A 21489-nucleotide genomic window follows, 5' to 3' on the forward strand; every position below is an offset into this window, starting at 1 on the left:
TCAAGGCCAAGGCGCTGCAGGACAGTCCGATAGCGAGCGCCGCGGCCACGAACTGGGCCCGTGAACTGTGCAGCAGTCGGCGTAACGGAGGACGAGTACCAAACGCAATGCGCATGGATAACCTCTCGCAATAAGTAGGGCACATGACGGGGATCCGCCAGAAGGACTTTCGTGGTGGCCTGTCTACCGCAGAGGGTCCCCCTCAAAGCAAGGAAACCGCGCCGGTTGGGCGGCAGCGCGTCTTTCGCACTCCACCTGATGGTCGCGCTTTTTCTCTCCGTCCCAGGGAGACCAAGACCACCGACCTTTCACTGGACGGCCCGCTGCTGCGGAACACCTCTTCACTCCAACAGTGACGCAATCGGGGGAGTGCTCACCTGTTCAGCCCACCCATTCGTCATATAAGCGGATGATGTTGATCCTTAATAAGCGTCTCCGCCTGCGTGCAGGCGCGGTGCAGACACGTGTCCAGTCATGGGAGTGATTTGGTGATGGAACTACGGCAGCGCCGGCGCTGGGTCGGTGGGATGTCTTTGGCGTTATCGAGTGCGTTAGCGGCGTCGCTTGCGGCGACAGGTGTGGTGTCGATGGTGCCCCTGGCCTGGGCTGATGCCGGGGATGGTCAGGTGACGGTTCGTGTAGTGCGGGAGGTGAACGCGAACGGTAAGTGGGACGAGGTGCTGGAGCCGACCTGGACCGGGGTCCAGGTCGTCCTGACCGATGACGCGGGCAACTCGATCACCGGCACTACGGACGCGAAAGGCGAGGTGAAACTGCGGCCGGGCGACAGCCTGTCCGGCGGCAAGTACCGGATCGAGGTGAAGAACCCGGATCCGAAGGTGTACTCGCCCGGTCAGGCCTCACCGCGGACCGATCTGCTGGACCGGACCGTGCTGTCCTCGAACGTGGAGTTCGTGGATTTGTCGGGCGGTAAGAACCTGGAGGTCACAACCTCCTTCTGGAGCCCGGAGGACTACTGCCAGAAGAACGCCACCCTCGTCACCGCCTGCCACAACAGCATCATGCCGGGAGCGGAGGACCCGGACAGCACCAGCACGCTGACCTCCTTCCCGTTCAACGCACGCGGCGAGTACGCGCAGCTCACTGATCTCGCGACCACCGCGGACACCGGGGCAGTGTGGGGGATCGGCCACAACCGGATGACCAAGCAGATCTTTTCCGGCGCGTATGCCAAGCGGGGCTCCAAGTACGGTCCTGGTGGTCCGGGTGCGATCTACCGGACCGACCCGGCCACCCAGACGACGACCTTGTTCACGACGGTGCCGAACGCGGGCACGACAGCGCACAATCCGGCCGCCGACTTCGACGAGGCGTTCGGGCCGGTGGTGGGCAAGGAGGCGCTGGGTGATCTGGACGTTACCGCGGACGGCAAGGACCTGTTCGTCGTCAACCTGAACGACCGCAGGCTCTACCGCTACGACGCCATGCAGAACACCGCTGCCGCGCCGAAGTCGTCGTATGCGATCCCGGATCCGGGCTGCGCTTCCAGCGGCGACTGGCGTCCGTTCGGCCTGGGGATCCAGGACGGCAAAGTGTATGTCGGCGGCGTGTGCTCGGCGCAGTCCACCGGCAGTAAGGACGACCTGCGGGCCGTCGTGCACTCCTTCGACCCGACCACGGGCCAGTTCACCGGCACGGTCATGGACCAGCCGCTGAACTTCCCCCGGGGTGACGGCTACGTCGAAGCCGGATGCAAGGGCCCGGGATGGTATCCGTGGACGAATACCTGGCCCCTCACCCAGGACGGCCAGGACTGCACCGTCTCCCTCGACCCTCACCACGTCGTCCATCCGGAACCGGTGCTTTCCGACATCGTCTTCGAGACCAACGGCGACATGGTCGTCGGCTTCGATGACCGCTTCGTCAACCGCATGGGCTGGCAACTGCCCGCGACCTCCACCAGCCCCCCGACAAACGCAGTTCAAAGTGGTGACATCAACCGTGCCTGCCCCGGCGGCGACCACAGGTTCGTCCTGGACGCCAACGGCGGCTGCGTCAACCACGCCACCGCGGCCAACAGCGGAGGACAAAACCCAGACGTCAAAGAGTTCTACCCCGGTGACTGGTCGTTCGGCCTCGCCGCCGACGCCTCTCACCTGGAGATCAGCGAAGGAAGTCTGGCCCTGTCCAAGGTGGAGACGACCATCCCCTTCACCGCGATGGATCCCACCAACAAGATCGGGAGCGGCGTGCGGTGGATCGACCGCACCACCGGCGAACGGTCTCCGGGCAGCGACGGCAACTACCTCAACGACGCCTTCGGCAAGACCGGCGGCATGGCGGACCTGGAAGTCCTGTGTGATCAGGCGCCGTTGCAGTTGGGTAACCGGGTGTGGCAGGACACCGATGAGGACGGCATCCAGGACCCCGGTGAGCAGCCCATCGCTGGTGCCACGGTGAGCCTGTACGACGCCGACGGCAACAAGATCGGCACCGCCATCACCAACTCCCGGGGTGAGTACTACTTCGACTCCACGATCACCAAGAACGTGGCGGCCGAGGACCTGCAGTACGGCCGGACGTACACCATCAAGATGGACAACCCGGCCGACTACCAGGCCGGCGGAGTCCTGGAGGGCTGGTCCCCGACGCGTCCGAACGTCGGCGACAACGAGCAGATCGACTCCAACGGCGAGACCGGCGGCAGCCCGTTCCCGGCCATCACCGTCACCCCGCAGGGCGCCGGACAGAACGACCACAGCCTCGACTTCGGGTTCACCAAGTCCAGCGTCGACCTGGGCGTGGACAAGACCGCCCCGGCCAAGGTGCTGGGCGGAGCGGCCATCGAGTACCAGGTCACCGTCACCAACAACGGTCCGAACGACTCGACCGGCTGGAAGGTGACCGACCCCATCCCGGCCGGGATCACCGACGCCCGTACCGCCGACCCCGGGTGCAGCATCAACAACCAGATCCTCACCTGCACCGGCGGTCCGCTCAAGGTGGGGCAGAGCCACATCATCACCGTCCGCGGACTGGCCCCCAACCCGCCCGAAGACACCATGATCGAAAACTGCGCCAAGGTCATGGGCAACGAACCGGACCCCGACCCCAGCAACGACGAAGCCTGCGACCCGACCGAGATCGACGTCCCCGTCATCGACCCGGCCATCGGCACCACCGCCGCCGCACTCCTGACCCTCACCGGCACCCTCTACCACCGCCGACGCCACACCATCGAAAGGACCCGATAAACACCCGCCCATAGACAGAAACCCTGTGGGCCCGGCCACCAACACCTGGCGACCGGACCCACAGGCGTACCCAGCCGTACACGCCGCGGCAAGGAGCGCTGTGGGGAGGCTCGTCTGAGCAATATTCAGCGAGCTACCAGTGGGATTGCTGTTCCTATTCGCACCACATCAGCTGCGACTGGGACCGTCTATGCCCGATTCCGCCGAGTAACGTGCGTCATTGATACCCAAGAGCGAGACTGTCCCACGTGCTCAAGAACCCCCCTGGACGGCGCCCCGGCCATCTGCCATCCCAGATGAACAGCTTTGTCGGGCGACAAACGGAACTCGCCTGGCTGCAACGTGAGTTGCGACCGGGCGATGACCGCAGCCGTGTGATCAGTCTCATCGGCGGCGGCGGAGTCGGCAAGACCCGCCTTGCGTTGAAGGCGGCACACCACGTCCGGGACGCATATCCCGACGGAGTGTGGCTCGTTGAGCTCTCCCCCTGGCCTCTCGCCGCCGGTATGGCGGCCATAGCCACCCTGGCGACTCTGCGGCTGGTGGACCAGAACACTCAGCCGCCACTTGAGGTGCTTTCCCGCTGGGCATATGACAAGCGCGCGCTCCTCATTTTCGACTCCTGCGAACACATGCTGTCGGACTGCGTATCACTGCTCACGGATCTGCTCGCGACGGCACCCGAACTGCGCGCGCTGGTCACCAGCCGGGAACGACTGGGTGTCCCGGGCGAGCGCATGCTGCACCTCCGCCCGCTGCCCACATCGAGTGACGCGGTGCGTCTCTTCGCCGAGCGCGCGGCTGCGGCTGATCCCGATTTCGTGCTGCACGATGCCAATCAGCCGACGGTGGCGTCGATTTGCGAGCACCTCGACGGTATTCCGCTCGCCGTTGAACTGGCCGCTGCCCGACTGAGCGAGTTCTCCCTGGACCAGTTGCACAGCCACCTCGACAGGAAGGCTTCCTCTCGACTCAGTCTGCTCACCTCACAAGCGGGGGAGGGCAGCGGTCCGGATCGTCACCGGACAATGTGGGCGACCATCGGCTGGAGCCACGAACTGTGTCAACCGCTGGAGCGATTGCTGTGGGCCCGCCTATCCGTCTTCTCCGACGCATTCCGCACCGAGACCGCACAGGGGGTCTGTGCGCACGCCCCCCTGTCCACAGGCCGCGTCCCCGGACTCCTCGCCCGACTGGTGGAGCAGTCCATCGTCTTGCCGCACCCCTCAGAGCCCGGCCGCTTCCGAATGCTGGACACCATGCGTGAGTACGGTGCCGCCTGGCTGCGAGAACTCGGGGAGGAACACGAGGCCCGGCTACGGCACACCGGCTACTATCTCCGCCTCGTCCGCGACGCCAACGCCGGGTTCAACACCGAACGCCAGGAAGCGTGGTGCCGGCTCATCCGCCTCGAAAGCGCCAACATGCGCGCCGCAGTCGACTGGGCCCTGAGACAACCCGAACAACGTGCCGCCCTGGACCTGGCGTGCGCTGCGGCGTTCCTCTGGATGCATTCCGGCAACCCGAGGGAACACATACACCGCATCAACCGTGCGCTGGAGTCCGAAAATGGGCGAGTGCCTGGGAACGCGCATGCCCTGTGGCTGCGTGGCGCGTTGTCCGTGTGCGAGCCTGGTTGGCAGGCGACCGGCGAGTGGGACCGACGCTGTGCGGATGTGGCCAGCAACTCGGATGACCCAGTGGCAGCCGCGGTCGTCGGCACTCATATAACTGGCTGCAACCTCGTCGTCACGGGACGACTGCTAGACCCGTACTTCGCGGGTCGTTGATTCGTATGGTGTGACCGGTCCGGGGTGTGTCCTGGGCCGGGGGTGTGGCGTTGGGTGGGGTGTGTCGATGACTTCCCGGTCCCCGCGGCCACGGTCTCAGCGTCAGCGTCTTGAAGTGGCGGTGACGTCCGTGGTGGAGAAGCGTCTGGGCGCTCTGCCTGTCGCTGCCGAGTTTCTGCGTCGGCTGGATGTCGCCGGGATCGTCGACGAGGTGTGTCCTGGTGGCGCGAGTGCGCTGGTGACGCACGGGCAGGTGATCGAGGCGTTGGTGGCCAACCGGCTGACGTCGCCCGCGCCGTTGGTGCGGGTGGAGGACTGGGCCAGGTGCTGGGCAGTGGAAGAGGTCTTCGGGATCGAGCCCGCTCTGCTCAACGATGATCGTCTGGCCCGGGCACTGGATGCGATCGCTCCGCAGCTGGAGCACATCGCGGGCACGGTCGGGGCGCGGGCGATCGGTGAGTTCGGGATCGATGTGGCCCGGATGCACTGGGACATGACCAGCATGTCCGTGCACGGGGCCTTCCCGGTCGAGGGTCAGGAGGAGGACTTCCCCGTCATTGGCTACGGGCATCCCAAGGACCGGCGCTTCGATCTGAAGCAGGTCCAGGCCGGGCTCGCGGTGTCGGCCGACGGCGGCATCCCGCTCCATGCCCGGGTCTTCGGCGGTGGTGCGGCCGAGGTCAGCCAGGTCGTCGGCGCGATGAAGGACCTGCGGGCCATGGCCGGTGAACGCGACTTCCTGATGGTCGCCGACTCCAAGCTGGTGTCCTACTCCAACGTCCGTGCCCTGCTGGCGGCCGGGGTCCAGTTCATCGCCCCGGCCCCGGCCGCGCAGGTCAAGGACGAGGTCTATGCCGCTCTCGATCCCGCGCAGGCCACCATCGTGGACTGGACGCCCAACCGGGAGGCGGGCAAGCCCGCCGAGCGGCGCGAGACCTACCGCGTGCTGGAGGACACCCACACCCTGACCGGGCCCCGCAAGAGCGATCCTGTGCTCACCGTGCGACGGATCCTGGTCCACTCCACCGCGAACGCCGCCGGCCAGCAAGCAGCCCGGGACAAACGCCTGGCCAAGGCCGCCCAGGACCTGAACAAGCTCACCGCTGCGGCCGGCGGACGCCACTACAAGACCCGGGAGAAGATCGTCGCCCGAATCGGTGTCATCGCCGCCAAGCGCCGTGTCACCTCTTGTCTGCGCTGGACCGTCACCGATAACGAGGACGGCACCCCGGTCCTGGCCTGGCACTTCGACACCGGCGTGCTGAAGGCGGAAGCCGTGGTCGACGGCTGGTACGCACTGCTGACGTCTGTCCCCGCCGACCAGGCGGACGCTGGGCAGACTCTGATCCACTACAAGGGCCAGGGCGCGGTCGAGCGCAGATACCACGACTTCAAGGGCCCGCTCGCGGTCGCGCCGGTCTTCGTGCAGCACAACCGGCGCGTTGCCGCCCTGATCCAGGTCATCTGCCTGGCCCTGCTCGTCTTCTGCCTGATCGAACGGCAGGTCAGACGCGCGCTCGGCCCCGAGCAGACCATGAGCGGCCTCTACCCCGACAACCGCCGGGTCCGCCCCACCGGCCGCATGGTCTTCTACCACCTCGGCGAACTCACCCTGCGCATCGGCAACATCACCGACCCGCCCACCGTCCAGATCACCCGCGGCGTCCAACTCCACCTCCTCGACCTACTCGACACCGACATCGGACAAACCCGCTGGCCACAGACCTGAAACGGTGACCCGCGAAGTCCGGGGCTAGAGGCTGTCGCCTTCCTGTCCGACGCCGAACAGCTGCCTGTCCGTGATGACTGGATCGGCCTACTCCAGCTGCAGATACGGTTGAGCCTGTCATTCGCGTACTTGAAGCTCGGCGACTATGAAGCGGCGTCCGTAGTGGCGTCTGAGATTCGGGACGAGAGCCGCCGCCGTGGAGAGCAGCTCGCGGGTGCTGCGGCTGAGTCCATCCTGGCACAGGTCAGCCTCGCTCGGGGCGATATCGAAGCGGCAGTCCACAGTGCGACAAGCGCCGTGCAGCGGCATGCGAAGCTGCACAACGTGTGCGATCTGGCGATAGGCCTGGATGTACTGGCCGCCGCGATCGCCAGAGCGGGGGACGGGCGCCGCGCGGCCCGGATCATCGGCATCGGCAGGCGCCTATGGGATCTCACCATCTCCCTCGCGGACTCAGCTTCGATAGCCACGACCCGCCTCACCTGTGAGCGACACATCCGCGGCACTCTGGGCGACCTGGCCTACGAGAGTGCGTACGAAGAGGGCTTGGCCATGTCCTACGAGGAGGGGCTGGCATACGCGACCCAAGCCCCCCACTGACGCGGTCATTCGCGCAGGGCAACCAGCTGGGTGAGCCACCGCTGCAAGGCGGGATCAGCCCCGCCTCAGCACCTGCTTGATCCTCTTTGCGCTCCGGGAGTCCCCCAAGGTCTGCCACAGCTGCGCCGAACTCGCGGACGTGTACACCCCCGGAGCGCCCTGAGCGCCGCAACCGTCGCCATACGACACACTGCCCATCAAGATTGGCATTTCACGGCCGGGCACCTTGCGAAAAATGGGGCCACCGCTGTCTCCTTGACAGGAATCCCTACCCGTCACTCCCGCGCAGAAATTGACCTTCGGGTCATAGGAATCGTAGGACACCTGGCATTCCGGGTGCGAGAGGACCGGGACCTGTACCTCACGCAGGCGGTCCGGCTGGTGATACAGCTCCGTGTCGGTGTTGCCCCACCCGACCACTGTTGCCTGGTGCCCCGGGCGCAGCAGGGCATCTGTGCCCTCCGTGGGAAGGGGAGAGGGCGTGATTCCCTTGACCGGTTTGGCCAATTGGAGGAAGGCAACGTCATAGGCACGCTGCCCTCGGAGATAGCGGGCGTGGATCAGCACACCGTTCCTGGCGATGTTGCGTACTTGGCCCTGGGCGGGGTCGGAGAGGACTGTGCGGCCGATCGCCACCTGAAGAGACTTGGGTTTGACCGGCTCGCGATCTCCGTCGACCAGGCAGTGGGCCGCCGTCATCACGATGTCCGGCGCAACCAGGCTGCCACCGCAGAACTGGCGGTCCCGGGCGCTGCCCCGGCCCTTTTCAAGGATCGCTGTCATGAACGGATAGGCGTCATTGGGGACTTCGGTTCCCCCTACGATCGCGTTGGCCGCAGGCATGTTCGAGCCCAGCACCGCGAACGCCACGAGTCCGGCCAGGACAGCCGGCGCCGACCTTGGCTTCGTGCCGAGCTTTCGGAATCTCATGGGGGTCTTCTCTTCCGTACGGGAGGAATCCGTGTCGTGTAGGAGACGGCAAAACATGCACTGATATGACGTCATGCATGGTCTGCATCGCTGGGTTCCGACGACGATGCCCGCCTCTCACTTCCCGGAGCAGGGGGGTCTCTGGTGAGGAACCGTTTGAGGCGACGTTTCGATGAGCCATGACGGAGGGTTATTCACGGGCTTGGTTTCTTGATCAGCAAGACGGCCCTGCTCGGTAGCCTGGCGTTTGCGACGACGTCAGTTTTCCACCGGGGTAGGGCCGTTGAGCTGGAACGTTACGACAGGGCTGGAAGCGGATCAACTGGAGGCCTTGGTGGTCCGGGTCCACACGATGCTGGTGGAGGACCCCGATCCGCCCGTGGTGCCGGGACCGATGTGGGCGCTGGGCCTGTACAAGTCCGTGGTCCTGGTGTTGTTCCTGCTGCGGCAGAACCCCGTCCAGCAAGCGGCGGCGGAACTGTTCCACATCTCCCAGGCCACCGTCTCGCGCCGGTGGACCACGCTGCTCCCGGTGGTGGAGACGGCCCTGGCCGAGCATGTGCCCGACCCCGCCGACGCCTCACACGGCAGGATCGTCCTGGCCGACGGGACCCTGGTCACCACGTGGGACTGGGCGAGCGAGGGCACCACGATGTTCTCCGGCAAGCATCGTGACACAGGCTTCAACCTGCAGGTCGCCGCCACTCTCAGCGGGGACCTGCTCGCCGTCTCCGCGCCGGTACCCGGCAGTCGGCACGACATGTACGCCTGGCGCCAGTCCCACTTTCCCAAAGCCTTCGCCGACCGGGAGAGCATGGGGGATCTGGGCTATGTCGGCTCCGGCATGCTCACCGCCCGCCGCAAGCCACCCGGTCAGGAACGCCCCGTCAAAGACAAAGTGTTCAACCAGAGCATCGGCAAGCTCCGCGCCGCCGTCGAACGAGCGATCGCACATCTGAAGGACTGGAAGGTCCTCGCCACTCGCTATCGCGGCCCTCTCACCCGGTTCCCCCTCGTCGCCAAGACCGTCACCGCCCTCGCCTTCTACAAGAACGGCTGGTGACCCCGTGAATAAGCCTCCCGATCTCGGACGTCCCTGAGCCCTTAAGGAGGAAGATCACTCAGTTGGACTGCGGATTCGTCATACGGGGGAACTGCAGCGGTCTCACAAGCAAGTCCCCTTGAAGATAGATGGTGAGAGAAGGAAATGAAGAGTCGCTTATCGAAAAATCGGCTTCTCGCTGCCGCGCTCGCGGTCACCAGCGTCGCCGGAAGCGCCCTCGGGGTTGCAGGCATCCCAGCGACGGCGGCTCCGGCGCCGGGCAAGGTGATCTTCTCCGAGGATTTTGAGAACAACCCGGCGCCTGAGCCCATCCGCCTCACCGATTACCAAGGCGCAGGTGGGCAGAAGTACGGCGCGGACCAGGAGTGGCTGAGCGACTGCAACGGCTGGGTCAACTCCTTCAGCCAGCCCGATGCCCCCGCGGCTCCGCTCGCGGACTGCCAGGGCCAGAGCATCGGCCAGTGGGCCTTCAACCGCGTCCAGCAGATGTCCTGGGCCCTCGGATCACATGCGGGAGGGGACCCGGTCCGCAACCACGCGGTCTCCGCCCAGACGGAGGACGACCCGGGCGCGGGGCACATCGAATTCCAGACGCTCTCGAACATCCCCTTCAGTGGCAGCAACAGGTACGTGACCTTCAGCGTCGACGTCGCTGCGGCGAACTGCGAGAATCCGGGCACGAAGCCGCCGCTCCTGCAGTTCACCAGGGTGGACGAGTCGGGGAACTCCACGGCGCTGGGCGGGGCGATCGACGGCTGCAGCAACCCGAAGACGGTGGACGTCCCCGCGAAGGGCCAGGCCTTGGCGACCAAGGTTCACGTGGGCACCTACGCGGCACCCGGCGCGACCCTGGTCAACGGTGGCTCCATCGGTATCCGCATGGTGAACAACGAAGGCACCTTCAACGGAAACGACCATGCCTTCGACAACATCAAGATGCTGGATGTCACGCCGACCGCGAGCAAGGCGTTCAGCCCCAGCACCATCACCCCGGGCCAGACGTCGAAGTTGACGGTCACCATCGAGAACACCACTGAGCTGGCTTCGAAGGACAACTTCAGCTTCACCGACAAGCTGCCGGCCGGTGTCACCATCGCGTCCGACCCGGCCGCGTCGACGACCTGTGGGGACGGCACGGTGACTGCGGCCGCCGGCAGTTCCTCCCTCTCGCTTGCCGGTGGCGACCTGGCCCAGGGTGCCGCCTCCTGCACGGTCACGGTCAATGTCACGGCGGTCAACCCCGGTAAGTACACCAACGACCCTGCGGACTTCGAGCAGGTCGGTCTGAACAAGCCGGGACCGGCCGACCTGGAGGTCATCCCCTCCGTAGACCTGGTCGTGACCAAGGTGGCCGACCCGAGCCTGGTCCACTGGCCCGTCAACCCGGACGGCACTGTCGCCTACAAGCTCATCGTCACCAACAACGGTCCCAATGACTCCACCGGGTGGACGGTGACCGACCCGCTGCCGGACCAGCTGCAAAACCCGACCACCAGCACGGCCGGTTGCACCATCAACGGCAGCGACCTGGTCTGCAACGGTGGCCCGCTGCGCGCGGGGTCCACGTTCACCATCACCGTCAAGGGCACGGCTCCGAAGCCGCCCGCCACCCTCGTCATGAACAACTGCGTCGAGGTCAAGGGCAGGGAGAGCGACCCTGACCCGGCCAGCAACCGCGCGTGCCAGACGGTAGTGGTCGAGCCCATTCCGATCATTGACCCCGCTGTCGGTACCGCTGCGGCGGCCGCGGTCGGTCTCGGCGGATTCTTCTTCCTCCGTCGCCGCAACGCCGTCCGTGGGCAGATGATCTAGCCGACACAGCAGCCAGCCGGCCCGCCTGGCCACTCTTGGACCGGACTGTCTGTCGGCTCGCCGACCCTGGGCAGATCCTTACGCGTGAAGGTCTGCCCAGGGCGGCCGCCCGGTCATAGGGGGCTCGGGCCCTGATAGCACACCAGGGTGTACTCCGTGTGTCGGGTCGTCGTGGTGGTTGTCGGGCCTTCCAGCCCGGGCGGCTGTCGTGCATAGCCACACACCTTGTGACCTTTCGGTTTTCCCCTCGGCGTCGTGGCGCACCGGTGTGCGAAGAGAATCTCCCTGGGCCATGAGCTCTTGGTGGCGGCATGGGCAGCGATCCGCGGCAGCAGGAGTTCCTCCGCGCTGTTCCATCACGAAGATGCCTCGGACGTTCCTCATCGATGGCGCGCGCAGCAACAATCAATGGACACGGAGACGTTCGAAGTGACCCAATCCAGAACCCGAGTCATTGCTCTCATCGTCGGCCTGGTCGGCATGTTCGCACTCACGCCTGCGATGGCGCAGAGCCCCCCTGACGATGGGTCATTCAACCTTAGGCTCTACGACATCAAGGGAGCGTTGGACGGCCACGGTTCCCCACCGCACATCGAAATCATCGCAGAAGGCCATCTGGAGTGCCCGCACGGCGGTGCGGAGAAGGACGCAGCTTGCGAAGACTTGATTGCCGCGCACGGATTCATTGACCGGATCGCCGAAGGATCCGGATTCTGCACACAGGAGTACTCACCCATCTACGCGGTCGCCGAGGGACGTTGGAAAGGCGAAATCCGACTGTTCGGCAAGGTGTTTGACAACCGCTGCGCCGCTGTCAGGGCAACTGGTGGGGATCTTTTCGATCTGCCCTCAACGAACTCCTGAAACAACTGGCCCATCCCCGTCGGCACCATGCTGTGGTAGCGGCGCGCTGATGAGGGCGAACGACGCGACAACCACTGAAGCACTGGCCACGGACAGCAGCAAGGTGCGCAGTCCGCAACGTCGGGCCGGGGATTCAAGGAGGAAGTAGGAGAGGAGGGACAGTGTGAACGAGGCCAGGACGGCTGCGCCCTGCTGGGTGGGCAGCTCCCACTGAGGGACGGTGTGTTTCAGGTACACCCATACTGGCCAGTGCCAGAGGTAAAGGCCATAGCTGATTGTCCCCACGGCCACGACAGGGCGGGCGGCGAAGCTCTTCAGCACCACCTTTTCCGGGAGACTCGCAGTGTGCTGAGCCCTCTGCCGGCCCTCAAGCACCGCCAGAACCGTGATGAGCGTGGCAGCGGCGAGACCAGCCAGGGGGAGCTGCCAGAAGTACAAGGCGCTGGAGTCGATGGTCGCTTGGGCCCACAGCATCAGCAGGATGCCCACCGACAGGGCCCCAAGCAGGGGAAGTGCGCTCGTTGCCGCCTTCGACCTTTCCATCCGGGACACCGCAGCGTTCGTGAGGCAGGCCGCGAGTGCTCCGAGACACAGAGCACCCGCCCTGGTGTCCGTTCCCAGGTAGGCACGGTCGGGCAGCCCGGGCACATAGTTCCAGGCCGCAAGCGCGTAGCACACCATCGCCCCCATGCCCGTGGCGAAGGTGAGAAGGCGTTGGCCACCGCTGAGCGAGACGAGCACGACCACCAGTGCCGGCCACACCAGATAGAACTGCTCTTCCACGGCGAGCGACCAGAGATGATTCAGAGGGGCTTCGGCAGGCAGAACTGACCAATAGTCCACGTCGGCAAAGATCGTGTACCAGTTACCGAAAAACCCCAAGGCCGCCACTGTCTGTGAGTTGACGGTGGAGCGCATTGCCGGCACGTCCGCAGTCCACACCCAGAGCTGCACCGTGCAGAGCACGCAGAGAAGAGCGGGCAGCAGTCGCCGCACACGATGGGCGTAAAAGCGCCTCATCGTCAATGTGCCTGCTGCCCGCTGACGCAGTAGCAGCCGTGTGATGACAAAACCCGAGATGACGAAGAAGAGGTCCACGCCCAGGAAACCACCGTCCGGCCCTACGCCGAAGTGATAGCCCATCACGGCTAATACCGCTACGGCGCGCAGTCCGTCGATGGACCGGATGCGACGCGCTTCATCATTCTCTGTGGCGCTCGGGGCCAGAGTTGTGAGGATCATGGTGTGGTTTCTGCTGAGCTATCGGGTGAACATGGAGTTGAGGATCCACTTGGACAGACGATCGCGACTCCAGTCGGCAGGGTGATGGGTTTCGTCGTACAGGGCATGGCCTTGCAAGGTTTCCGGACATCCGTTGGCATTGCAGAGCTCTGCGTTGAGGTCCAGGAGATGTACACCCTTGTCCTTGTGCTTTTCCGCAATCTCTTGGACCTCTCTGTTCATTGTTTTAGTCAGTTTATTCCAGCCCCCCTTAGCATTGACCATATTGGTCAAGTAAACCGGAGTGCCATTCTTTGTGAGAATATTGATGGCGAGATCCATGTTGCGTTCGAACCTCTGACGAAAAAGAGGGTGCTCAATGGTGAGCTCTACGCCTTTTCCGTCGAACTCTTGCGGGACGACGTCCCAGTTTCCCGTGCGCAGCAGGACGGCATCAGGTTGGTATTTGTTCATGTACTCTGGCCATTTCACAGGCCATTCAAGACAGGCCTGCGGGGGCTTTTTTCCGGCGATCCAGTCGGGCAGCATAATTCCGCAACCGCCGAGTCCGGCGTTCACGATCACATTCTTTTCCGATGCAACCTTGGACATTCCGTCACCGAAATAACCGGCCCACGAGTCACCCACAACAAGCACTGTCTTACCCCGAACGGCAGGAGACAGAGCATCCACGCCCACGCGCGGAGGCGCCGAGCTCAAGGATGTGCTCGACGGGCCCGGCGCCGGCGCCGCACTGGAACTCTGCACTGCTGTGCTGGAGGCCGCCCTGCCTGGGGCAGCAGTGTCGACTGAACTGCAGCCAGCCAGGGTCGAGAGAAAGGCTGGCATGATAAATGCCACCCAGCGGCGGGGCGAACGTGCGAACACAGGAATCCCTTCGTTTTGCATACGGCGTTGGTGTGGGCCGGAGGCATGGCTCAATGGAGAAGCGTGATGGTCTGCCTCGTTACCGCCGGCGGGTGAAAACGGCAAACTTCATGGCCACGAAACGGACAATGGTAACCAGGCAGCAGGCAATGGAAAGAACGAAGACCTCGGAGATACGCGAGGGTGAGCTTGCAAGTGCCCGATAGGCCGCCACTGCGCCTACGGTCACAAGATAGCTGAAGGCGAACAGAAAGATCCCGCCAGTATGGGCACGCGTGGCTCCAGTAAGTGAACCCCGGAATGTCAGTCGCCTATTGGCTTCGGTATTGATGACAGTAAGTACCGTCTGCGCAACCAGATTGGCAAGAAGTGGAGACCACCACATGCGCATGAGCCAGTAAAGTACTGCATGGCCCGCCGTAGAAGCGACACCGATGGCGAGGAAGCATCCAATTTCCCAGGTAGCAATACCACGCCGCTCCCGGGCCAGTACAGCATCAGGGTGCTCAGCAATCGGTGCGGGCCGTGGCGGAAGCGGGACGGCCGCTCCACCGGATGCCTTGAGCCGGGCCATTCTCCATAACCCCGAGATGTTCCTCAAGGACGTCCGTGCCACATCGACCCGACTGTCCAAGTCCTCGACCCAGTCAACAGCGACCTCGTGCACACGCAAACCGTTGTAGTCCGCGAGAATGAGAAGCTCCGTGTCGAAAAAGAAGCCGTCGTCACGTGTCGCCTCGAGTAGTGGGCGAACTACTTCTGTCCGAGCGGCCTTGAAGCCGCATTGGCCATCACTGAACCTGGTGCCATGCGTAAATCGAATCAGAGAGTTGTAGGCACGCGAGATGAATTCGCGTTGAATGCCACGCTGAGTCTGTGCTCCAGGGGCGAGCCTGCTGCCGATCGCCAGATCGGAATGCCCGCTGGCTAACGGGGCAATAAGCGGGAGAAAGCCGCTCAACCCAGTTGAAAGGTCAACATCCATATAGGCAACGATGTCTGCGTCACTGACGCCCCATACGGTGCGTAACGCGAGGCCCTTGCCCTTGCGGCCAAGGCGCACAGCACCCACCCCTGGCAGCTCGGCGGCCAACTCTTGCGCCACCTCAAATGTGCGATCAGTGCTGGCGTTGTCTGCAACAGTGATGCGCCACGAGAAGGGCAGTTCCTCCTGCAGCCGTGCATGCAGGGTACGCAGACAACCCGGCAGAGCGCGTTCCTCGTTGTAAGCCGGAACAACGATTTCCACGGTCGTCGTTCCCGAAGCCGGCTGAGTGGTGCTGTAAGACTTCTGAAAGGGAACAGGATAGGTCAGTGATTGCGGCAGCGTAGACAGGGCCGAGGATAATTTTGCCTCGACAGCACCTGCAGTCGAGGCAAGTTCATGTGGTGCATTCATCGTGATCCCTCTACGGTTAGCTCCGATTCCGCAGCGATGCTGGGAGGCTTTGCTAAAAATTTGCCTCGCCGGTCAAAGCGGATCTCCGGCTCAGATCATGCTGGCTATTCTGACCGTTTCCTATCACATACCATTCGATGTACTGCGGAACACGCTTCCAGCTGTACATCGAATGGCGGACCAACCGTGGATGTCAGCGGTTCTTCGAGAGTACGGTGCAGAGTGACGGAGCCAAGGCCACCGTGGCTTCCGTGAGCTCTCACAGTCAATTGATGATTTCGACTCCCATCGGTATTCATACTCCCTTTTCCGCTGCGCAGACCGGCAGCACAGCGTTCAAGGCAGCCAGATACCGCAACAGGCATTACAGCAATCGCCGTGCCACGGGTTCCTACCTGTGGCACGGCGATTCGTAGTTCCGCATCGGGTGTTACCACGTAAACGCGTCATGGCAGTGAAGAGGGAGCCTCTGTCTTGTAGAGGACCGCTTGCGGCGGGGCTCGCGCTCACCCACCGCATGACACGAGGAAGGAGAATCAAACGTGTACGGAGGAGGCCCCGGCATTGGCGCAGGAATTGGAGGCGCGGTCGGAGGAGGTGGCGCACTGGCCATCACCGGCCCCGGACAGTTGGAGCTCGTCGGCCTGCTGGCCGTGGCTCTGCTCATTACTGGTGCCTTGTTACTGCGGGCGGCTTCGCTGAAGCACCACGACGGTAGCTGACACCAGCCAACGGGGGTGCCGGCTGGGCGGATGGCGTTCGTCCACTCGGCACCACCGCTGGCACGCCATCCGCAGCCGGCGGCTCTACCGAGTACTCCCTTCGGAACATCAGCCAGAAGCACAGTGCGGCCAGCGGCATGCACAGGGCCGTCAGAAAGTCGGCCGGGATCATGTGCTTGTGAATGTCGGACGCCCCCTCACTCAGCATCGCGAGCCAGAACAGGCCGAACACCGAGAGCACCACACACACCGTCATCCGTCCGACGGCCCTGGCCGACGGGCGTGCCCAAGTCCGGCTGGCAAGCACTGCCCCCAACGTCAGCGTGCCGAGCAAGAGCAACGGCACCAGCGCCGGCACCGAATGGAAGAACTCGAAGATCCTGGTAACCACCACGATTCGCCGTTCCTTGGAGTAGGGCGGATGCCCGGAATCGGGTGGATAGGCACCGAGATAGTTGTCAAGGGTCGGATGGGTCATGGCCTGGATACCGCGCGCTCCCATGCCGATCAGCCGGTCGGGGTGCGTCAGATAGTGGAACATGATCTTGCCCGGAGTGACGTTCTCGACGTACTCATTCCAATACGGCGTCTTTGCCGCGGAGTTGACACTCGTCATCCGACTGCCAATGGCGGAGACCAGCGCAGGAGGTGCTCCCAGCGCGCGGAGGTCTCCTGCCGGGTCCGGGCTGTGCGGCAACATCTCGACGAAGACAGCGTTGTACCAGACCTGCCGATTGAGACGCTCGACCTGCACAGCAGAGAACCCGGCGGCGACGCCGCAGAGCACAGCGCTGGCGATCAGAGCCGGCCAACGCACCGCCAGCCACCGCCCGAGCCGGCGAAGACGGCTGCTGCCCGGACGTGGGGTCGGTCGACCGCCCTTCCCCCGAACGCTTGGAAGCCATAGCAACGCCAGAAGTCCCACGGGCAGCAAGCCGACGAATTGGGGCTTGGCCGTCATGACAACCATCAGCGCGACGGTCGTCAGAACAATGCCACCGAGGGTCGCGGTCGACCGCCGCCACAACAGGAGCAGAGCCGCGCACAGCAGCATGAGGCCGATCAGACCAGCTGGTTCGCTGTACGGCGAGATGAAGAAGTCCGCGAACGCCGAGTCGCACATGACCAGGCCGAACCCAGCAGCCGTCGCGAACCGCAGCCACAGCGGTCCCGGCAGCAGTACCACCAACAGGGCGGTTACCGCGCCGAATGCGACCGCGCACAGCACTCCGACCGCACGAAGGTCGAGCGCGCCGGGCAGACCGAGCACCGGAGTCAGGCTCTTGGCCAGCCAGAGCACCAATTGGTGCGACGAGTAGTACCGATCGCCCCAGCCCGGTGTCGCGCAGGCCTCGCCGTACCGAGGCACTGAGATCCAGGTGGGGTACACGTGTGCGTACATCGGCACGTCCCACGGGCGGTCATTTACCAGCCCCAGTGGACAGAACAGGCGAACGCCGTCCCCGTTGTCGCCCATCCCGACCATGCCGCCGAGCAATAGCCGCAGGAGCATCACGGCCGACCAGACGGTTCCCGCGATTGCAGCTACGATCCACACCGCGCGGCGGCTGGGGTCCCCGACCAGCCGCAGGCGCACTGCGGCCCTGCTCAGTACGTCGCGTGTGGCGCGCTCGGTCATCACTGTCCCTCCGCGAAAGAACTGAGCGTGCCGGTGATGGTCGCTCCAGGATCGGCGGGGCCGACGCCGCACTTCACCGTCCTGTTGCCTTTCGCCCACTCGTCCTCGGTCGGCGTTTCGGCCTTGATGACGATGCCCGGCGCATGGGACCGCGCGAGGAACTCCCGTACGAACGGCTGGCACACACGAGTGGCGGCCGCCTGAATGCCGTCGTCGCTATACGGTCCCGCGTCGAGGCTCAGCCAGGCATTGACCTCTTCCCTGTCGTGCGGCCGGTCACAGGTCACGACCTCACCGCGTCGCTCACAGGTACGTACCGCCGCGGACCTTTCGCTTTGCATGATGTCACGCACCGGAAAGCGCACTAAGGGGCCGGTCTTTTTGTCCAGAGACGGTGGTGACGCATCGCAGCGGACGGTCCGTACACCGCTGGCCCATTCCTTGCGGGTTGGGTATTTCGACCAGATCCCGAAGGCGAGCGAGTCCCGAGGCCCGGCGCCCAGGTACTCCCTGAGCACGTCCGCGCTGCATCGGCCGTTCATGTACTCCTGAAGCTGTTCCGGTTCGGGCCGTTGGGGCGCGTCAGCGAGTGGACCCTCGACGGTTACCAGTTGGAAGGTTTCTGTCCGGTGCGGTCGATCGCAGGGGACCGGTGGGGCGACGTCACTGGGGTCGTAAAGGTCCTCTGTCGTCATGAAGTGGTGACAGGTGCCCACGCCTTGCCGGACTGTCGGTACAGCCTCCGCGGCTGAGCTACTCGGCACGCAGCCTGCCAGGAACAGGATCCCAGCGGCACCCAGTAGTGCTGGGTATGTTCGCATGTGCATCTCTTGTGTCGTCTCGGAGTCTTGTTGGTGATGGTGAGTCAGGCCTCTTTTGCGATTGGCCCGAGGACGAGTGCCTCTGAATTGCGACGGGTCTTGGCCCAGCCTTGACGACCCCAGACCACCCGGCCGGTGGCGCGCCAGGCGATGACATAGAAGAGATAGATCATTGCGGCGTAGGCAACGCCCCAACCGATGCATCGGATCAGTGGCTGAGAGGGCTCACAGCGTCGGTGATAGAGATAGCCCCAGACCGCGAACTGCGCGATTCCGAAGAATACGTAGAACATAAACAGCACAGCCCCACCCGCCCACAAAAAGGACATGGTCTCACTCGGGTAGAGGATCAGGTTGTTGAAGAAGATCATGATCGGGAGGGGGTAGATCACCGTCCCAACAAGCCAGAGCCAAGGCTGAATCAGGTAGTAGGAGATCTCGATGACTCCCGCATTGGAGAGGTACGGCGAGCGCCATGTCTTAGGGAGGTAGCGCATGCATTGCATGGTCCCCTGGCACCACCGCGTCCGCTGGGTGACAAAGCGCGGCAGACTCGGGAGCGCTTCCTGGTCCACCCAGGCTTCTGCGGCGTAGCCGGTACGAAAACCGGCCAGCATGATGTGCAGGCCGAGCTCGAAGTCCTCCAGCAACGATCCGCGCCATGGCGCCCGGTCGGGGCCGGCGAGCGCATCAAGTGCCGTCATCCGGCTGAACTGGCCGTTCCCGCCCATGCACACGCTCTTCGTGGTCCGCCGGGACATCTGAATAGCGGAGATCGCGGCCCGGAACTCCATGTCCTGCATGCGGATAAGCGTGCGGCCGAACCAGTTCTGCATGCGTGTTCCGGCCGGCACCGGCTCGTGGACGTCCCGGTTGGTCATGCGGACCTCGATCTGGACCGCACCCATCTCCGGATTGCCGAACAGGTCAGGTCCGGCACACACGTCGAGCACGTTGGCGGAGGGACGCCCGTCCGCATCAAAGACGGCCACAATGACCGATGCCCGGTCAGTGCCCTCCGGCAGCCAGTGGTCGAGCGCTCGATAGCCGGCGTTCAGAGCGTAACTCTTGCCCGTTCGGGCGTTGGGGCGGCGCCGCTGAACCAGATGGACGAAAGAGCAGCGCTCCGTATGGCTACGGACGATCTCCGCCGTCCTGTCATCGGAATCATCGTCGATGACCCATAAGTGGACGTCTGGGTATTGTTCGCGGAGATAGTCGAGGGTGTCACCGATGACGCTGTCCTCGTCGCGGCAAGGGATGAGGAAGTGCCATGCAAAATCCTCCCCTTGGCCTGGCTGCTGCGGCTTCGCGCGTAGGAAGGAAATAACCAGCAGGGTCACATAGACCGTGAATACAGCATTGAGGATGAGGGCGAGTGCCATCGACAAGCCGACGAACTCAGTCTCTTGGAACGGCCTCACAGCGGTGCTCCGTTCAACTGCTCACGTGGCTCCCGTCGTCGCATCGCCACCAAGAGCAAGACGGTCACCGAGGCAGCCACGCCCACCAGGCTGAGCAGGGAGCCGACCACGGTGTGCGCCCAGCCGAAGCCGTCATCGCCCCATTGCTGGTAGAAAAAGGCAATCAGGCAGAGCCGCAGCTGGTTTGTCACAACCAGTACCGCTGCCCCGATTGCCGTCCCCGCCAAAATACGTGGAATTGTGGATCGATGGCTTGCCATGAATCCTGCGCCTACCAGAAGGAGCGGAAGGATCAGCAGGGCCGAACTGCATCCTGATGTGATCCGCAGACCCATTGCATGCGGCGTGCCGAGACCGAAGAGCGCAACCGCTCGGTCCCAAATGATGGCGGTATGTCCATCGGTGACCAGAGCGATGGCGTGCTGACCGACTGCAGCCTCGACGGAGCGGAACCACTCGTTGAAGGCGTACAGAGCCACTGCGATGACTACGAAACTTGCGGAGATTGCGATGCGAGGGTAAGGGACGCGAGATCCCTCTGATGATTCAAGGCCGATGACCGGCACCTGCGGCGGCCCGGCCGTAAGGATTGCGCTCCTCCCCGGTCCGGTGTGACGAGATGGCGGATTGGGCTGCACGGCATGGCCTTTCTCATACGGTGACGCCCGCCTTCCGGAGCGCCTCACACCAAAGGAGGTCCGGAGAGACAAAGGATGACGCCGTGAGACAAATCGAGCGCCCACAAGCCGAGACTCAGACACGCGGCGGCTACGCGTACAAGGCGGCGCGTTGCGCAATCCATCGGGTGGAGTAGGAACACACAGCACAGAGCTGAGAGGGAGATGGTCCGCCGATCCCCACTCGGGAAGCCGCCAGAGGCGCAATGCACAGGAGCATCAGATGTACGTTCACAGCCCAGGCATTCGAGAAAGCGCCCTGGTGATGGCTGTCGCAACCTGAGCAGGGGCTTCGCCGGATCAGAGGGGGCCTGGGCATTGAGGAGGCCTCACCCCTGCCGGGTGCTCTTGGCAGGGAAGTTGGGGGGATCTCCAGGTGGCATGGCCGGTCTGAGCCGAGGCCAACAGGGAGATCGACGCTGCGATCAAGCGGGATCTGAGCCGGGGCGGAACTGCTGGCGGCACCTGCGCTGTCGTCGTCCTGGACCCGGTGCCACACGGTGGCTGATCCCACGCGATGAGTCCTGGTACTGGTGACCGCCGGTCTTCGAGCCTCGAAAGGCCGAGCAACTCATGGCTGTTACGGCCAGGCCGCCTCTTTGGCCTTCGTCCTGGGGCCTGCGACCCAGGACGAGTTGAGCCGAGGAAGGCCCGCTTCACTACCTGCGGTAAGAAGTCCGACGGCGTCGATAGAG

15 protein-coding genes are annotated in these 21489 nt (G+C 64.1%); 7 read left to right on the forward strand and 8 right to left on the reverse strand.

Features of this window, described 5'->3' with window-relative positions; genetic code table 11:
- Positions 1–650: 650 nt before the first annotated feature.
- From ABIE67_RS49770 to ABIE67_RS49785, 4 genes are all read left to right on the forward strand, one after another.
- Positions 651–3215: an SdrD B-like domain-containing protein gene (locus ABIE67_RS49770; RefSeq protein ID WP_370271076.1), complete on the forward strand. Its 2565-nt coding sequence runs from the start codon at positions 651–653 to the stop codon at positions 3213–3215.
- 248 nt (positions 3216–3463) lie between these two features.
- Positions 3464–5005 carry a regulator gene (locus ABIE67_RS49775; protein WP_370271077.1) on the forward strand — a complete coding sequence of 514 codons (1542 nt, stop codon included), beginning with the start codon at positions 3464–3466 and terminating at the stop codon, positions 5003–5005.
- Between the two features lie 115 nt (positions 5006–5120).
- Entirely contained in the window at positions 5121–6734 is a 1614-nt protein-coding gene (locus ABIE67_RS49780) for an IS1634 family transposase (protein ID WP_370251876.1), read from the forward strand.
- Between the two features lie 129 nt (positions 6735–6863).
- Entirely contained in the window at positions 6864–7334 is a 471-nt protein-coding gene (locus ABIE67_RS49785; RefSeq protein ID WP_370271078.1) for a hypothetical protein, read from the forward strand.
- Between the two features lie 54 nt (positions 7335–7388).
- Here ABIE67_RS49785 and ABIE67_RS49790 read toward each other — a convergent pair whose 3' ends face one another.
- Positions 7389–8204: a trypsin-like serine protease gene (locus ABIE67_RS49790; protein ID WP_370271080.1), complete on the reverse strand. Its 816-nt coding sequence runs from the start codon at positions 8202–8204 to the stop codon at positions 7389–7391.
- A 343-nt stretch (positions 8205–8547) separates the two neighbouring features.
- On the opposite strand from ABIE67_RS49790, the gene ABIE67_RS49795 reads away from it, so the two are divergent.
- The 3 genes from ABIE67_RS49795 (at position 8548) to ABIE67_RS49805 (ending at position 12003) form a co-directional block, all read left to right on the forward strand.
- On the forward strand, positions 8548–9327 hold the full coding sequence (locus ABIE67_RS49795) for a transposase family protein (protein ID WP_370271081.1): 780 nt from the start codon (positions 8548–8550) through the stop codon (positions 9325–9327).
- A gap of 144 nt (positions 9328–9471) precedes the next feature.
- Positions 9472–11139 (forward strand): hypothetical protein, encoded by a 1668-nt coding sequence (locus ABIE67_RS49800; protein ID WP_370271082.1) that lies wholly within the window; start codon positions 9472–9474, stop codon positions 11137–11139.
- 303 nt (positions 11140–11442) lie between these two features.
- A complete protein-coding gene (locus tag ABIE67_RS49805; RefSeq protein WP_370271083.1) occupies positions 11443–12003 on the forward strand; it encodes an SSI family serine proteinase inhibitor in 561 nt (186 codons plus the stop codon).
- Here ABIE67_RS49805 and ABIE67_RS49810 read toward each other — a convergent pair.
- From ABIE67_RS49810 to ABIE67_RS49840, 7 genes are all read right to left on the reverse strand, one after another.
- Positions 11989–13245 (reverse strand): acyltransferase family protein, encoded by a 1257-nt coding sequence (locus ABIE67_RS49810; RefSeq protein ID WP_370271084.1) that lies wholly within the window; start codon positions 13243–13245, stop codon positions 11989–11991. The genes ABIE67_RS49805 and ABIE67_RS49810 overlap by 15 nt on opposite strands.
- An 18-nt stretch (positions 13246–13263) precedes the next feature.
- On the reverse strand, positions 13264–14133 hold the full coding sequence (locus ABIE67_RS49815; protein WP_370271202.1) for an SGNH hydrolase domain-containing protein: 870 nt from the start codon (positions 14131–14133) through the stop codon (positions 13264–13266).
- Positions 14134–14191: 58 nt separating this feature from the next.
- Positions 14192–15511 carry a glycosyltransferase gene (locus ABIE67_RS49820; RefSeq protein ID WP_370271085.1) on the reverse strand — a complete coding sequence of 440 codons (1320 nt, stop codon included), beginning with the start codon at positions 15509–15511 and terminating at the stop codon, positions 14192–14194.
- A gap of 666 nt (positions 15512–16177) precedes the next feature.
- Positions 16178–17872, reverse strand: a complete 1695-nt coding sequence (locus tag ABIE67_RS49825) for a hypothetical protein (RefSeq protein WP_370271086.1) — start codon at positions 17870–17872, stop codon at positions 16178–16180.
- The gene (locus ABIE67_RS49830; protein ID WP_370271087.1) at positions 17872–18699 is read right to left on the reverse strand and encodes a septum formation family protein; all 828 of its coding nucleotides are present in this window, start codon (positions 18697–18699) and stop codon (positions 17872–17874) included. The genes ABIE67_RS49825 and ABIE67_RS49830 overlap by 1 nt, the downstream gene beginning before the upstream one ends.
- Positions 18700–18737: 38 nt before the next feature.
- Positions 18738–20078, reverse strand: coding sequence for a glycosyltransferase family 2 protein (locus ABIE67_RS49835; protein WP_370271203.1), 1341 nt, complete (start codon positions 20076–20078; stop codon positions 18738–18740).
- A 35-nt stretch (positions 20079–20113) separates the two neighbouring features.
- Positions 20114–20596, reverse strand: coding sequence for an archaeosortase/exosortase family protein (locus ABIE67_RS49840; protein ID WP_370271088.1), 483 nt, complete (start codon positions 20594–20596; stop codon positions 20114–20116).
- Positions 20597–21489 lie beyond the last annotated feature (893 nt).

This window comes from Streptomyces sp. V4I8 (genome assembly GCF_041261225.1).
GTDB lineage: Bacteria > Actinomycetota > Actinomycetes > Streptomycetales > Streptomycetaceae > Streptomyces.